Here is a 14669-nt window from a genome sequence, read left to right on the forward strand (position 1 = left end):
CAGCTGTCATCACTCGAGCTGCGCCGCCTTGTGCAGCGCGCGCAGCACGGCGTGGTTGACTTCGTCGGGACCCAGCATCAGCGTGTCGAGCGCGTCGCGCACGTCCAGCACCGACTCGTTCTCGATCGCCTGCACCAGCTGCAGGTAGCCGTGATATGGCCCGGTCTTGTCGACCAGCGCCTGGCGCACCCGCTCCGGCACCGGGATGGACTGCAGCAGCTTCTCGAACGGCTGCTTCAGCATGTGGTCCAGCAGCGAGAACAGGCCGCAGATGAACATCTCGTCCCGCACTTCGGAGTCGGTCATGCTCTTGGCCAGCTCCTCCATCACCAGGCCGCGGCGCAGCGCGCCGAACATCACCGGGCGCATCGCGTGGTCCTTGCTGGCCGTGGCCAGCAGCAGCGCCAGCCAGCGGCGCAGCCGCGCATAACCCAGCAGCATGATCGCGTGGCGGAAGGAGGACACCTCGACCGACAGGCCGAAGGCCGCCGAATTCATGTAACGCAGCAGCTTGAAGGCCAGGCTGGGATCGCGCTTGAGCGTCTGCTCCAGGCGCTCGACGTCCTCGCCCTGGTCGACCCGCGACATCAGCTCCACGATCACCTGCAGGTCGGCCTGGCCGTCGTTGCGGGTGGCCGGGACGGCCGGGGCCTCGAATTCGCCATGCACGGTCCAGCCCAGCACGCCGGCGGCGCCGCCGTCCAGCGCCTGCTTGAAATCGGCCGCGCTGCGCGCGCCCGAGACCAGCACCGACTTGCCGGCCGGCAGCGGACCGCCGCCCAGCTCCTGCAGGTCCAGCACCAGCTGCTTGAAGCCGGCCGCGTCCGAGCGACCCTTGAGCAGCGCGCCCCGCACCTGGGCCTGCGCGGCCAGGTCGGCATCGGACAGCAGGAAGGCCGGCACCTCGACCTTCATGTTGCCGGGCAGGGCCGCGGCCAGCAGGCCCTTGAGCAGCCCCTCGTGCGCCACGTTGAGCAGCACCGGCCTGGCCGGGAAGGCCTCGGCCAGCGCCGCCAGCAGGGCCGACGCGTCGGGCGTGGCTTCAGGGCGAAGCGCGAACACGGTGACGCGTGTGGCTTCGATGTCGAAGGACTTGGAAACCAGGGGCGCGTAGCCCAGGGCCACTTGGCCCAGCACGGCGTGTGTCGAGTTCATGCAGATCGGCGCATCAGGAGTTGATGTACTGGAACAGCGACATGCGCTGCACCATCGAGTAGGTTTTCAGCGCCGCATCGTAGCCCGTCTGCTGGTTCTGGAAGTCGGAAATGCCCTGGGTCATGTCCAGGTCCTCTGCGGCAGATTGCTCAGCCTGGTTGTAAACCTTGAGCGTCTGCAGCCGCGACTCGGAACCGTCCAGGTTGTTCATCTGCTCGCCGACCTGGCTGCGCACGTTGGCCAGGTTGCCCATGACCGCATCCACGTCGCGCAGGTTCATCAGGTTGCTCTGCGTGATCTCGGGCGCGGTGCGGCCGGTGGTCTTGAGCGACTCGATGGTGCGGTCCAGCACCTCGAAGAGCTTGAGGTCGGCCGTCGACGGCTTGACGCTGAAGCTGTCGCCGTCGGACGGCGTGCCGGCGACCGTCATCGCCATGCCGTCGAACTTGATGGTGTTGCCGCCGCTGTAGTTGTCGCTGGCCACCGGCACGTGGCCCTGGCTCTCGTTGAAGACGGTGTAGGTCTGCGAGGGCGCGGTGCCGCTGATGACGATGCTGTAGCTGTCGCCGGTGACCAGCGCCGGGTCGGTGACGCGGCCCGAATCGATGTAGCCGGTGGACGCCTTGCCGGTCAGCACGTTGGGCGCGGGGCCGGTCTCGAAGCTGCCGTTGCCGCTGCGCGCCTGCTCCCAGGCGGCGCGGCCGTCCACGCTCAGCGGATAGTTCTCGAGGTTGCCGGTGGTGACGCTGCCCGAGATGCCCTCGAAGCCGACGCCGCCGCCGATGCGCGCGCCGTTGGCATCGCGCTGGACCGGGTTGTCCAGGAAGGGCACGCCGGAGGTGCCCTGGCCCGAGAACAGGTAGCCGCCCGCGCCGTCGGTGCGGTTGGCGATGGCCAGCAGCTGGTCGCGCAGGCCCTGGATCTTGGTCGCCAGGCCCTTGCGCTCGGGGTCGCTGTAGCTGGCGTTGCCGGCGGCGACCAGCGTCTCGCGGATCTGCTGCATCAGCTCGTTGGCGTCGCCCAGCGCGCTCTCGGCCAGCGTCATGCTGTTGCGGCTGGCCTCCAGCGCGCGCTGGCTGGCGTCGACCTGCCCGATCGAGGTGCGCGCGCGCTCGGCCCGCGCCGCGCCGGTGGGGTCGTCGCTGGCCTTCTCGACGCGCTTGCCGCTGGTCAGGCGCTGCTGCGCCTCCTGCATCTCCTGCTGGCGGCGCTGCAGCGTCGCGATGCTGGCGTCGAACATGTTGTTGGTGGCGAGTCGCATGGCGGCGTCCTTCTGGAAACGGGTCGTGCGCCGCGTCAGCGGCCGACGACGCTCAGCAATTGGTCGAACAGGCTCTGCGCGGCCTGCAGCATCTTGGCGGCGGCCTGGTAGCCCTGCTGGAACTGCATCAGCTTGGCGGCTTCCTCGTCGAGGTTGACGCCGGCCTGGCTGGAACGGGTCTGCTCCGCCGCGGAGGCCACCGTGGTGGAGACCTGCGCCAGGTAGTCCGCGCCCTGCACCCGCGACCCGATGTCGGCGATCGCCGACGCATAGGCCTCGTTGACGGTCTGGCCGCGCGAGAGCTTGCCGTCGGCCTGCAGCTGCTTGCCCAGGAAGGGCTCGCTCTGCATCGCGACGAAGGCCTTGGCGTTGCCGTTGTTGGTCGAGACCACCTGGTCGGAAACCTGCAGCGCGATCTTGTCGCCCTCGCGCGGCACGCCGTTCAGGCTCAGCTCGAAGCCCAGGTCGACGCCCGCCGCCGGATCGTTGCCGATCTTGCCGCCGGCCTTCCAGGTGCCGCTGACCGAGGTGTTGTCCGACAGCGTGATCGTGTAGTTGATGCTGTTGTCGGCGTTGACGCTGCCGAACTGGACGGTCGCCGGCTGCTTGCTCTTGTCGAACTTGTCGTTGACCGCGTAGAGCGCGTCGACGGTGGCGGTGCCCTTGTTGTTGACGTCGGTGGTGGCGATGATCGGCGAGGCCGCGGCCAGGCCCGACGGATCGTCGAGCGCGCGCTTGAAGCTGGCCGCCGCGTTGGCCACCGGCTCCAGCAGGAAGCTGTCGCCCGGCTGCATCGTGCCGCTGGTCGACAGGCTGATGCCGTAGGCCGCCTTGATCTGGTCGTTGCTCATGATCGTGGGCTGGCCGCCGGGGCGCACCGCGATCTGGTAGCTGTCGGGCGTGCCGGTCGGGTCCGGCGTGACGGTGAACGAGAGCGCCGGCACCAGCGCGCCGTCGGTGACGGTGGCGCTGACGGTGGCGTCGCCGCGGTTGGTCGACGCCGGCCGCACCGCCGGATCGGCGATGGTGAACAGCGGTCCGCCGGCCTGCGCCTTCAGGTCCAGGCCCAGGCTCTGCTGCTCGTTGACGCGGGTGGCGACCGCGGTCGCCATCTGGCCCAGCAGGTTGCGGGCGTCCTGCAGGTGGGTGTTCTGGTAACGCAGCAGCGCCGTCAGCGAGCCGCCGGTCAGCGTGCTGTCGTCCAGCGCGCGGGTGCCGCTGGTGTCGCTGATGGACAGCTGCGCGCGCGCGCCGTCGTAGGGGTCGGGCGTGACCGAGAGCTGCTGCGCCTGGCCGCCCAGCACCAGCACCTGGCCGCCACCGATGAACACGCCCATCGTGCCGTCGCGGGCATTGGGCACGGTGCTGACCTGCACGTACTGGCTGAGCTGCGAAATGAGCTGGTCGCGCTTGTCCAGCAGGTCGTTGGGCGTGTGGCTGTTGCCGGAGGCGCGCGCGATCTGGTCGTTGGCCGCGGCGATCTGCTTGGCCAGCTCGTTGACCTGCTTGACGTCGGCGTTCATGTCGCTGACGACGCCGGCCTGCAGGTCGGCCAGCTGCTGGCCGGCGCTCTGGAAACGGGAGGCCAGCGCCTGCGCCTTGCCCAGCACGACCTGGCGGGCCGAGGGGTCGGACGGGCGGCTGGCCACGTCGACCAGCGCGTTCAGGAAATCATTGGCCGACTGCCCCAGGCCGTCCGCGCCGGTGGGGAAGAGCTTCTCCAGCTGCCCGAGCTGCGCCTGCATGGTCGTGTCGGCGAAGGCCTGCGACTTGGCGGCCGCGGCTTCGCGGGTCAGGAACTCGTTGTGCGAACGGGTGACCGTCTGCACGTTCACGCCCTTGCCGAAGTAGCCCGCGCCGGTGAACTGGCCCTCGGGCGTGGTCAGCACCACTTCCTGGCGCGAGTAGCCGGCGGTGTTCGCGTTGGCGATGTTCTGGCCGATGGTCTGCAACGCCGCCTGGTTGGCGAACATCGCGCGCATGCCCAGCGACAGCAGCGGGGAGGTACTCATCTCGGGCTCCTCGTTCCTTGGTCCTCAGCGGCGCGCGATCAGGCCAGCGCGCGCTGCACGCGCATCGTGGTGTTGATGGTGCGCGCCAGCTTGGTCGCGTAGTCGGGGTCGGTGGCGTAGCCGGCCTTCTGCAGGCCCTTGGCGAAACCCTCGGCGCTGCCGGTGTTGGCCTTGGCCACGACATCGCGGTAGCGGTCGTTGTTGCCGATCAGGCGGGCATAGTCCTTGAAGGCCTCTTCATAGCTGCCGTAGGCGCGGAACTTGGCCGTCACCTTCATCGGCTTGCCGTCGACGTACTCGGTGGTCTGCACCTCGGCGACCTTGCCGGTCCAGTTGGCGCCGGCCTTGATGCCGAAGACGTTGAAGCTGCTCGAGCCGTCCTTGTTCAGGATCTCGCGCTTGCCCCAGCCGGACTCGTGCGCCGCCTGCGCGATCATGAAGCTCGCCGGGATGCCGGTGGACGCCTGCGCGGCCTTGGCGGCGCCGTCGTGCTTGAGGATGAAGTCCTGCACATGCGGCTGCACGTTCTTGACCGCCAGCTGCGGCAGCTGCTGGACCTTGGTCGCGCCCTTGGCCGTGGGCAGCTCGCCGTCCTTGACGCCGAGCTGGCGCTGCAGGTGGCGCTCGATCGCCTGCGACAGACCGCCGGGCAGGCCGGTCATCTTGGCGGCGTACTGCTGGTCCAGCATCTCGCCGCCCATCTGGGTCGCCGAGTTGTCCATCATGCCGCTGCTCATCGTGGCCTGGCGCATGCTCTTCATGACCTCTTGCATGAAGAGGGCCTCGAACTGGCGCGCGGTCTCCTTGACCGCGGCCTTGGGGTCGCGCGACGCGGTGGACTTGAGCTGCTCGACGGAGCGGGTGTCCGAGGACAGCCCGTTGGTGGCGAAGTTCGCGCCCATGCCCAGGGCGTTGCTCAGCGGGGTGGAGAGCGCCATGTCAGATCACCTCCAGCTCGGCGTTCAGCGCGCCGGCCGTCTTCATCGCCTGGAGGATCGCCAGCAGGTCCTGCGGCGTGGCGCCCAGCGTGTTCAGCGCCTTGACGACGTCGTTCAGCCGCGCGCCCGCGGGCAGCTGGATCAGCGAGCCGGGGTCCTGCTTGATGGAGATGTCGGTCTTTTGCGTGACCGTGGTCTGGCCGCCCGAGAGCGCATTGGGCTGGCTGACCTGCGGCGTGCTGGAGATGGTCACCGCCAGGTTGCCGTGCGCGACCGCGCAGGGCTGCAGCGTGACCGCCTGGTTCATGACGACCGAGCCGGTGCGGGCGTTGATCACGATGCGCGCGGCCGGGGTCTCCTGGTCGAAGCTCAGGTTCTCCATGTCGGCCAGGAAGGCGACGCGGGCGTCCGGCGTCAGCGGCGCGCGCACCTTGACGACGCGGCCGTCCAGCGCCATCGCCGTGCCTTCGCCCTTGGCCTTGTTGATGGCCTTGGCGACGGCGCGCGCGGTGCCGAAGTCGGAGCTGTTCAGGTCCAGCTGCAGCCATTCGTTCTGCTGCAGCGGCGTGGGCACGCTGCGCTCGACCAGCGCGCCGCCGGGGATGCGGCCGGCGCTCAGGTGGTTGATCTGGACCTTGGAGCCGCCCGCCGAGGCGCCGGCGCCGCCCACGATCAGGTTGCCCTGGGCGATCGCGTAGACCTGGCCGTCGGCGCCGCGCAGCGGCGTGGCGATCAGCGTGCCGCCGCGCAGGCTCTTGGCATTGCCCATGGACGACACGACGACGTCCAGCGGCTGGCCGGGCTGCGCGAACGGGGGGAGCTGGGTGGTGATCATCACCGCCGCGACGTTGCGCGGCTGCATGGTCACGCCGGGCGGCAGCAGCACGCCGAACTGCTGCAGCATCGCCGTCATGCTCTGGCCGGTGAAGGGGGCCTGGGTGGTCTGGTCGCCGGTGCCGTCCAGGCCCACCACCAGGCCGTAGCCGGTCAGCGGGTTGGAGCGCACGCCCTGGACCGCGGCGACCTCCTTGATGCGCGTCGCCTCGGCGGGCGTCGCGATCGCGAGCAGCGCCATCAGCGCGAGCAGGCCGGAGGCCAGCAGGCGGGGGGAGCGGGACAGGAAGCGGGGGAAGGCGGTGGTGGGGTACATCTCGGTCACACGGTAGCCAGACTCGTGTGACCGATTGTGGGGAAACTTAAATGGGCGAAAGGTTCAAGAAGAAGCGGGATAGCCAGCCAATTCCATGCGCGTCGGCCACGGCGCCGCGGCCGCGCTGCTCGACCCGGACATTGGCGATCGCGGTCGAGGCGACCGTGTTGCCCTGGCGGATCGACTGCGGGTCGACCTGGCCGTAGAAGCGCAGCACGTCCACGTTGCTGTTGACCCCGACCTGCTTTTCGCCCGAGATCAGCAGGTGCCCATTGGGCAGCACCCCGGTGACGACGGCGGTGATGGTGCCGGAGAAGTCGTTGGTGTTCTCGTTCGTGCCCTTGCCGGTGCTCTTGTTGGACGAGGAGCCGGTCAGCTCGGCCCGGCCGCCGCCGAAGGAGTTGGCCGCGATGCCGGGGATGGCGCTGACGCTGGCGCCGATGGCGCCGTTCTTGTCCAGTTCGCTGCTCGACTTCTGCGTGGCGCTGACGCGCTCGACGATCTGCACGGTGACGATGTCGCCGACCAGGCGGGCGCGGTGATCCTCGAACAGCGGGCGGTAGTTGGCGTTCTGGTAGATCGCGCCGTTGTTGGCCGAGGCCGGGATCGGCTCGGGCATCTTCACCACCGGCGCGGGCTGCATGTCCACGCGCGGCTGCGGGTACATCGTGGAGCAGGCGGTGAGGGCGAGCGCCGCGGCGGCCACCAGGCTCAATCGGATCGAGGACAGGAACGAAGGCATGACAACTCCTTGAATCGCGCACGGGAAGGCGGACCTTCGCATCGTCGCCCGGGCGCTCACCGCCCGGTCCGCCGAAGAAGGGCCCGGCGACCGGTCAGATCTGCGACAGCTTCTGGAGCATCTGGTCGGTGGTCTGGATCGCCTTGGAATTCATCTCGTAGGCGCGCTGGGTCTGGATCATCTGCACCAGTTCCTCGACCACGTTCACGTTCGAGGTTTCGACGAAACCCTGCTGCACCGTGCCCAGGCTGTTCTGGCCGGGGGCGCCGGTCTGCGGCGTGCCCGAGGCGACGCTCTCGGCGTACAGGTTGCCGCCCAGCGATTCCAGCCCCGGCGGGTTGATGAAGTTGGCCAGCTGCAGCTGGCCCAGCGTCGTCGGCGTGGCGCTGGCCGCGGTGGTGACGCTGACCGTGCCGTCGGCGCCGATCGAGATCGACTTGGCGTCGGCCGGCACGATGATGCCGGGCAGCACCGTGTTGCCGTTGTTGGTGACGATCTGGCCGTTGGGATCGAGCTGGAAGCTGCCGTCCCGGGTGTAGGCGGTGGTGCCGTCGGGCATCTGCACCTGGAAGAAGCCGTTGCCCTTGACCGCCACGTCCAGCGAGTTGGACGTCTGCGTCAGGCTGCCCTGCGAGTGGCTGCGCGAGGTCGCCACCGCGCGGGCGCCCAGGCCGACCTGCATGCCGGTGGGCAGCGTGGTCTGCTCGGTGTTGTTGGCGCCGGGCTGGCGCAGCGTCTGGTACATCAGGTCCTCGAAGACGGCGTGCGACTTCTTGTAGCCATTGGTCGAGACGTTGGCCAGGTTGTGGGAAATGACGTCCAGCTGGGTCTGCTGGGCTTCCATGCCGGTCTTGGCGGTCCAGAGCGAACGAAGCATCGGGGACTCCTGATTCCTGTGCGGTGCGGGCGGATCCGTTCAGCGAACGGGTCAGCTGTCGGACAGCAGCTTGGACGCTGCCTGGCCGTGGGTCTGGGCGATCGAGAGCATCTTCATTTGCTGCTCGAACTGGCGGGCGGCGGCGATCATGCCGACCATGGTCTCGACCGGGCTCACGTTGGAGCCCTCGAGCGCGCCCGACTGCAGCCGGGCATTGGGATCGGCGGGCAGCGGGTCGCCGCCGTCGGCGATGAACAGGCCGTCGTCGCGGCGGGTGAAGCGCCCGTCCTCGGTGACCAGCTTGATGCGGCCGATGTTGACCGGCCGCTGGCCGTCGGACTTGGCCACCACGGTGCCGTCGTCGCCGATGGAGATCGTCGAGTTGGGCGGGACGGTGATCGGGCCGCCGTCGCCCAGCACCTGCAGGCCGTTGCGCAGGCGCAGCACGCCGTCCTGGTCCACGTCCATCGAGCCGGCGCGGGTGTAGGCCTCGGTGCCGTCCAGCGCCTGCACCGCCATCCAGGAGCGGCCCTTCATCGCGACGTCCAGGTTGCGGTCGGTCGTGGTGATCGGGCCGGCGCTCAGGTCGTGGCCGGTGGTGGTCTCCAGCGCGAAGGCGCGGGTGGAGGCGCCGTCGCCGCGGATGGGCACCGCGCGGAACGCCTGCAGCTCGGCCCGGAAGCCGTTGCTGTTGGCGTTGGCGAGGTTGTTGGAGAGCACGTCCTGGCGCGACATCGCCGCCTGGGCGCCGCTCATCGACAGGTAGATCATGCGGTCCATCGGAACTCCTCAGCGATCGGCGGTGGGGTCGGGTGCGCCGGGATCAGCGCAGGTTGACCAGCGTCTGCAGGACCTGGTCCTGCGTCTTGATGGTCTGCGAGTTGGCCTGGTAGACGCGCTGGGCGGTCATCATGTTCACCAGCTCGGAGGTCAGGTCGACGTTGGATTCCTCCAGCGCGCCGGGGGTCAGCGAGCCCAGGTTGCCGTCGCCGGGAACGCCCACGACCGGGTCGCCCGACGAATTGGTGCGCGCCCAGACGTTGCCGCCCAGCGGCTGCAGGCCTTGCGGGTTGCGGAAGTTGGCCAGTTCGACCTGGCCGGCCGGCTTGGATTCACCGTTCGAGTAGCGGGCGGTGACGATGCCGTTGTCTTCCAGCTTGATGCCGACCAGCTGGCCCGGCGCGTAGCCGTCCTGGGTCAGGTCGGTGACCGCGAAGTTGGAGCCGTTCTCGGTGGCCGAGCGCAGGTCGAAGCTGATGCCCTGCACCGACGGGTCGGACGGGTCGGCCGGCGGCGCCGGGATCGGCAGCGTCGGGGCGCCCTGGGCGTTCACGCCGGCGGGGATCTTCAGGTTGAGGAACTCGCTCGGGCCGGGCGAGACCGGCTTGCCGCCGGTGGGCAGGAAGGTCATCTGCGTGAACGGCGTCAGCGGATTGCCGCCGGGCTGACCGTTGTCGGTGTCGATCGGGTTGCCCTGGGCGTCGTACTGGATCGCGCTGCCGTTGGCGGTCAGGTACACGTTCCAGACGGTGTTGCCGTTGGCGTCGGCGTTGTTGGCGCGCTGGAAGTACATCGTCAGCGCGGTCGGCTGGCCCTTGGCGTCGTACACCGTCATCGAGGTGGCGTTGTTGTACGTCGTCGGGTCGTTCAGCGTGATGCCGGTCTTGTCGATCTTGGGCGAGTTGGGATCGGCCGGGTCGGTCAGGTCGTAGGCGGCGGTCGGGCCGGCGCGGGAGTCCAGGTTGAACTCCATCTTGATGTCGCTGGTCACCTTGGGGTCGATGCCGCCGGTGGGCAGCTTCAGGCCCTGCGCCAGGCCCGGCTGGATCACGCCGTTGGCGTCGGCGGGATAACCCATCAGCTTGAGCTGGTCGTTGTTGACGATGTTGCCTTCCTTGTCGACCTTGAACTGGCCGTTGCGGGTGTACACCGTCGGGCTCTTTCCGTCGGACACCTGGAAGAAGCCGGCGCCGTTGATCGCCAGGTCCATCGGGTTCTCGGTGATCGAGATGTTGCCCTGCGTGAACTGCTGGGCCACCGTCTGGAGCTGCACGCCGATGCCCACGTCGCTGGTGCCGGCGCCGTTGAGGGAGGCGGCGTACATGTCGGCGAACTCGGCCCGCGACGACTTGGCGCCGTAGGTCTGCGAGTTGGCGATGTTGTTGCCGATGACTTCCAGGTTCTTGCTGGAAGCGTTCAGTCCGGAGAGGCCTTGTTGGAAGCTCATGGGGTGTCCTTGGGCGATTCAGGCGGGTGACGCGGGTGTGCGGGAAGGGCGGGCCGGGGGATGCTGGGATCAGCCCAGCGCGCGGACCTTGTCGTAGTCGACCAGGCCGGAATTCTTCAGTTCGAGCTGCAGGGTGGAGCCGCTCGTGTTGACGGCGCGCACCGTGTCGCGCATCAGGGTGGTGGCGGTGACGGCGGTGCCGCCGCTGCTGGCGGTGACGCGGTAGCTCAGGCCGGTGGTCTCGGCGGCCTTGGACGCGTCCCAGGTGTAGGACTGCATGCCGCTCTTCATCTTGCCCAGGTCCTGGGTCGAGATCACCGCGCCGGCGCCGTTGAGCACCTCCAGCTTGACGCTGTCCGCGGCGCTGCCCAGGTCGAAGTTCAGCGTGGCCTTGCCGTCGGCGACGGTGACCTTGTCGCCGGGCACGGTGACCTCGCGGCCGACCAGGCTGACGCTCTGCAGCGCCTGCATCTGGCCGAACTGGCTGGCCAGGCCCTGGATGCTCGAGTTCAGCGTGCTGACGCCGGTGACGGTCTGGATCTGCGCCATCTGCGTGGTGACGGCGGCGTTGTCCATCGGGTTCATCGGATCCTGGTTCTGCAACTGGGCGACCAGCAGCTTCAGGAAGCGGTCCGAGGTTTCCTGCGCGCTGGTGCCGGTGGGGCTGCTGGCGCCCGTGTTCGACGCGGCGCCGGTCTTGGTGTTGGCGTTCAGGGCGGTGAAGTCCATGGGAGGCTTTCCGTGCGGGAGGTCAGGCGGGGCTCAGGCCGGCGGGCGCTCAGCCCTGGCCCATCTGCAGGGTCTTGAGCAGCAGCGACTTGGCGGTGCCCATGACCTCGAGGTTGTTCTGGTACGAGCGCGAGGCCGAGATCATGTTGACCATCTCCTCGACGCTGTTGACGTTGCTGTAGGTGACGTAGCCGTCGGCGTCGGCCAGCTGGTGGCTGGGATCGTGGACGCGGCGGCCGGGGGTCTGGTTCTCCTGGACGCCCACCACCTGCACGCCGACGTCGGTCTGGTCCATGCCGTTCTGGGCCAGCACGCTCTGGAAGACGACCTGGCGTGCCTTGTACGCCTGGCCGTCCGGACCGGCGACGGTGTCGGCATTGGCCATGTTGCTGGCCACCGCGTTCAGGCGCTGGCTCTGCGCGCTGACGGCGCTGCCGCTGATGTGGAAGATGTTGAACATCGACATGACGGTCTCCTGTCCTGCGCGATCAGGCGGCGTTCGGCGACTTCATCGCGTCCAGCATCGTGCGGATGCTGCCGTTGAGGAAGCGCAGCGACGCTTCGTACTTGACGGTGTTGTCGGCGAAGCTGGCACGCTCGCGGTCCATGTCGACGGTGTTGCTGTCCATGCTGGTCATGGCGCTCAAACTGCTCTGCAGCGCGTTCTGGGTGCGCTGGGTCAAGGTCTGGTTGGAGTTCGCGGTCGTGGCGGGGGAGGTGGCCTCGCGCAGCGCCTTGGCGAAATCCATGTCCTTGGACTGGTAGCCCGGGGTGTCGGCGTTGGCGATGTTGCTGGCGAGCAGGCGCTGACGCTCCGCCCGCAGGGTCAGCGCCTGGGCCTGGAAGTTCATCGCATCGGACAGTCGGTTCAGCATGGTCATCTCCTTCGGGACGGGTCGGGTGGCGTCGGGACGCGGCCCCGGTTTGTCACGTTCGGGCATTGTGGGCAGCGGGTCGGAAAACATGAGCGCGATAAGACGGGTGATCCCGGCCCATTTCGAAGCCACCGGCGCGTCCCGGATCCGTACAGTTCCGTCCCATGCCGCAACCCTGCACCTCCTCTCACGCCCGCCACGCGCAGGCGCTGCCCGCCCTGCTGGCGGGGGCGCTGATGTCCGTGTGGCTGATGTTCGGACTGGTGGACGAGGCGGACGCCCAGACGCCGGGCGCGCCGCGCCTGCAGCTGACGATGGCGCAGCAAGGGGGCGCCGCGGCGCAGGCCGCTGCTTCCAACGGCTCCAATGGCGAACCTTCCGCGCTGGGCGCGCTCGACGCGACGCTGGAGGACCGCCTGCAGACCCTGGCCATGGCCGGCGCCCGCCAGGTCGCGCCCAACCAGGCCCGGGTCGAGGTGGAACTCGGCCGGCTGGACCCGCGCCTGCGCCTGGCGCCGTGCGCGCAGATCCAGCCCTATTTGCCGCCGGGCACCCGGATGTGGGGGCGCACCCGCCTGGGCCTGCGCTGCCTGGCCGGGGTCACCAAGTGGAATGTGACGCTGCCGCTGACCATCAAGGTCTACGGCCAGGCCTTCGTCGCTGCCGCCGACCTGCCGGCCGGGACCCTGCTGACTCAAGAACAGCTGCGGCTGGCCGAAGTCGACATTGCCGGCGAAGCTGGCGCCATCTATACACAAGCGGAAGGCTGGCTCGGTCGCCAGCTGGCCCGGCCGGTCGCGGCCGGCGAGGCGCTGCGGTCGGCCGACCTCAAACTGCGCCAATGGGTGCAGCCGGGCGACCGGGTGCAGGTCATGGCGACCGGCAACGGCTACGCGGTCGCGGGCGAAGGCCAGGCGATGGGCGTGGGCCTGGAAGGCCAGGATGTCCGTGTACGCTTCGACAATGGCCGCATGGTCACCGCGCGTACCGTGGGTGAACGCAAGGTGGAGGTGGTACTGTGACGCCCTTCACCGAGCGATCTGTCGATTTTGTGAAGCTCGCCCCTCAAGTTCCGCCCAGACGGGTCGAAATACCCGGTACTGGAAGGGGTCCGGAAGTCCTCGGGCCCATGGAGATTTGCCATGAAGATCGGTAACAACGCTGACCTGAACGCCTACTCGAAAGTGGGCGGGACCACCACCGGGACCCCCGAGGCCGGTGCGGCCAAGGCTGGAAAGGCCGGCACGGCCGCGTCCGGCGAGGGGTCCAAGGTCGAGCTGTCGAGCGCCGCGAGCAGCCTGATCGCGGGCGCCCCCGACGACGGCAGCTTCGACGCGGAAAAGGTCGCACGCATTGCCAGCGCGATCGAGAAGGGCGAGTTCAAAATCAACGCCGATGCGATCGCCGACAAGCTGATCGCCAACGCGGCTGAGATGCTGGGCCGCACGCAGCCTTCGCACTGATTCGCTCAATCGTAAAAAGCTGAGCTGAAGCGACCATAGACCAAGCTTTTCCGGTGACGCCATGACCGCCACGCCTTTGAACTCGACCCCCGTCGACCTGGAGCAGCCGCTGCAGGACGTCGAAAGCTGCCTCAACCTGCTGGGCGAGGCGCTGCATCGACGTGACTCCCAGGCGATCGAGCTGCACGCGGCGTCGCTGCATGCGGCCCTGGCTCGCGCCATCGAACAATTCAGCGCCGCCGCGCGCACCGGCACGGTGCCGGCAGGCCTGCGGACCCGCTTGATGCAGGCAGGCGGCCGCGTCGCCGCCCAGCGCGAGTCGCTGGCCCGCGCCACCGCCGCGCTGGACCGCGCCATCGACGTGCTGATGCCCGGGGAACCGAGCGGGCTGTACGGCGCGTCCGGGAAGAACGAGCGCAAGTCGGCCTTGGGTGGGGCGATCCAGGCCTGAATTTCAGAGCTTCGGATGAAGAAGGCCACGCGGATGCGTGGCCTTTTTGCGTTTGGAAGCGCCGGTGGCGTTTGGGGAGCGCCCGTGGCGTCCGGGCCACCGCTAGTGGCGGCGGCCTCCCACCTGTGTCGGGCGGGCGACCGCCCACCTGCGGCTAGCGGGCGACCGCCCACCTGCATCGACCGGGGCGTTGGCCGCCGAGGCATGGGGCCCCCGCGGCAAGCGCGGAAACCCCACGCCTCACCGTCCCCAACCATCACCGTCCTTCGACCACCGGGGACGGTGGACTGCGGGGGAGTTCTGGGAGCGGGCGGGGCGGGGGCGGGGCGGCGTGGAGTCAGGTCGGCGTGCGGGTGGCCTTGCGGCGCAGGCAGTCCAGGTAGGCGTGGCCGTCCGGGGGAAGGCCGCTGCGCTGCGAACTCCAGATCATCTCGCCCAGGCATTCCATCGCTTCGTGATGGGCCTCGTGCAGGGACTGGCGGCGCGCCGCCAGCAGGTCCAGCGCCTGGCGCACCCCCGTCGGCTGGTCGATCTGGTGCTGCTCGATCAGGCTCAGATGCATGGACAGGTGCAGGAAGGGATTCGTGCGGCCGTCCTCGACCGTGTAGACCGCCGCCAGCGCGGCATCCTCGTCGGCCAGTTCGTCGTGGTACTCGGGATGCTGGGCGATCCAGTCGGAAGCGATGGCCTCCATCGGCGTGAGCGGCAGGCCGTCGCGCTGCTTGCGGTAGGCCTGGCAGAAGAAGCGCCGGACCTCGAGTTGGGAAGGGGCAAACATAAGAGCGCGAT

The 14669-nt window shown here is 68.9% G+C and carries 16 protein-coding genes; 3 read left to right on the forward strand and 13 right to left on the reverse strand.

Annotation, left to right across the window (positions count from 1 at the left end):
* Positions 1-9: 9 nt before the first annotated feature.
* From BM393_RS04180 to flgB, 12 genes are all read right to left on the reverse strand, one after another.
* Positions 10-1155 (reverse strand): EAL and HDOD domain-containing protein, encoded by a 1146-nt coding sequence (locus tag BM393_RS04180; protein WP_091722475.1) that lies wholly within the window; start codon positions 1153-1155, stop codon positions 10-12.
* A 13-nt stretch (positions 1156-1168) separates the two neighbouring features.
* Positions 1169-2416: a flagellar hook-associated protein FlgL gene (flgL, locus tag BM393_RS04185; RefSeq protein WP_091722479.1), complete on the reverse strand. Its 1248-nt coding sequence runs from the start codon at positions 2414-2416 to the stop codon at positions 1169-1171.
* Between the two features lie 35 nt (positions 2417-2451).
* Positions 2452-4428, reverse strand: a complete 1977-nt coding sequence (gene flgK, locus BM393_RS04190; RefSeq protein ID WP_091722484.1) for a flagellar hook-associated protein FlgK — start codon at positions 4426-4428, stop codon at positions 2452-2454.
* A gap of 38 nt (positions 4429-4466) precedes the next feature.
* Entirely contained in the window at positions 4467-5366 is a 900-nt protein-coding gene (gene flgJ, locus BM393_RS04195) for a flagellar assembly peptidoglycan hydrolase FlgJ (protein WP_091722488.1), read from the reverse strand.
* Between the two features lies 1 nt (position 5367).
* Positions 5368-6516, reverse strand: a complete 1149-nt coding sequence (locus BM393_RS04200) for a flagellar basal body P-ring protein FlgI (RefSeq protein WP_091722491.1) — start codon at positions 6514-6516, stop codon at positions 5368-5370.
* A gap of 46 nt (positions 6517-6562) precedes the next feature.
* Entirely contained in the window at positions 6563-7258 is a 696-nt protein-coding gene (locus BM393_RS04205; RefSeq protein ID WP_091722496.1) for a flagellar basal body L-ring protein FlgH, read from the reverse strand.
* A gap of 94 nt (positions 7259-7352) precedes the next feature.
* Positions 7353-8135, reverse strand: a complete 783-nt coding sequence (flgG, locus tag BM393_RS04210) for a flagellar basal-body rod protein FlgG (RefSeq protein ID WP_091722501.1) — start codon at positions 8133-8135, stop codon at positions 7353-7355.
* A gap of 51 nt (positions 8136-8186) precedes the next feature.
* Positions 8187-8915, reverse strand: coding sequence for a flagellar basal-body rod protein FlgF (flgF, locus tag BM393_RS04215; RefSeq protein ID WP_091722504.1), 729 nt, complete (start codon positions 8913-8915; stop codon positions 8187-8189).
* Between the two features lie 43 nt (positions 8916-8958).
* Entirely contained in the window at positions 8959-10362 is a 1404-nt protein-coding gene (gene flgE, locus BM393_RS04220; RefSeq protein ID WP_091722507.1) for a flagellar hook protein FlgE, read from the reverse strand.
* Between the two features lie 69 nt (positions 10363-10431).
* Positions 10432-11091 carry a flagellar hook assembly protein FlgD gene (locus tag BM393_RS04225; protein WP_091722510.1) on the reverse strand — a complete coding sequence of 220 codons (660 nt, stop codon included), beginning with the start codon at positions 11089-11091 and terminating at the stop codon, positions 10432-10434.
* Between the two features lie 49 nt (positions 11092-11140).
* On the reverse strand, positions 11141-11557 hold the full coding sequence (flgC, locus tag BM393_RS04230; RefSeq protein ID WP_091722515.1) for a flagellar basal body rod protein FlgC: 417 nt from the start codon (positions 11555-11557) through the stop codon (positions 11141-11143).
* Positions 11558-11579: 22 nt separating this feature from the next.
* Positions 11580-11966, reverse strand: a complete 387-nt coding sequence (flgB, locus tag BM393_RS04235) for a flagellar basal body rod protein FlgB (RefSeq protein WP_091722518.1) — start codon at positions 11964-11966, stop codon at positions 11580-11582.
* Positions 11967-12130: 164 nt separating this feature from the next.
* Here flgB and flgA point away from each other — a divergent pair, with 164 nt between their 5' ends.
* The 3 genes from flgA (at position 12131) to BM393_RS04250 (ending at position 13880) form a co-directional block, all read left to right on the forward strand.
* Positions 12131-12988 (forward strand): flagellar basal body P-ring formation chaperone FlgA, encoded by an 858-nt coding sequence (gene flgA / locus BM393_RS04240; protein WP_091722521.1) that lies wholly within the window; start codon positions 12131-12133, stop codon positions 12986-12988.
* A gap of 120 nt (positions 12989-13108) precedes the next feature.
* Entirely contained in the window at positions 13109-13429 is a 321-nt protein-coding gene (gene flgM, locus BM393_RS04245; protein ID WP_091722525.1) for a flagellar biosynthesis anti-sigma factor FlgM, read from the forward strand.
* A gap of 61 nt (positions 13430-13490) precedes the next feature.
* On the forward strand, positions 13491-13880 hold the full coding sequence (locus BM393_RS04250; protein ID WP_091722530.1) for a hypothetical protein: 390 nt from the start codon (positions 13491-13493) through the stop codon (positions 13878-13880).
* A gap of 337 nt (positions 13881-14217) precedes the next feature.
* Here the strand turns inward: BM393_RS04250 and BM393_RS04255 are convergent, their stop codons facing one another.
* Complete coding sequence (locus BM393_RS04255; protein ID WP_091722534.1) at positions 14218-14658, reverse strand: DUF1841 family protein; 441 nt, start codon at positions 14656-14658, stop codon at positions 14218-14220.
* Positions 14659-14669 lie beyond the last annotated feature (11 nt).

Origin of the sequence: Mitsuaria sp. PDC51, assembly GCF_900113225.1 — a bacterium.
Taxonomy (GTDB): domain Bacteria; phylum Pseudomonadota; class Gammaproteobacteria; order Burkholderiales; family Burkholderiaceae_C; genus Roseateles.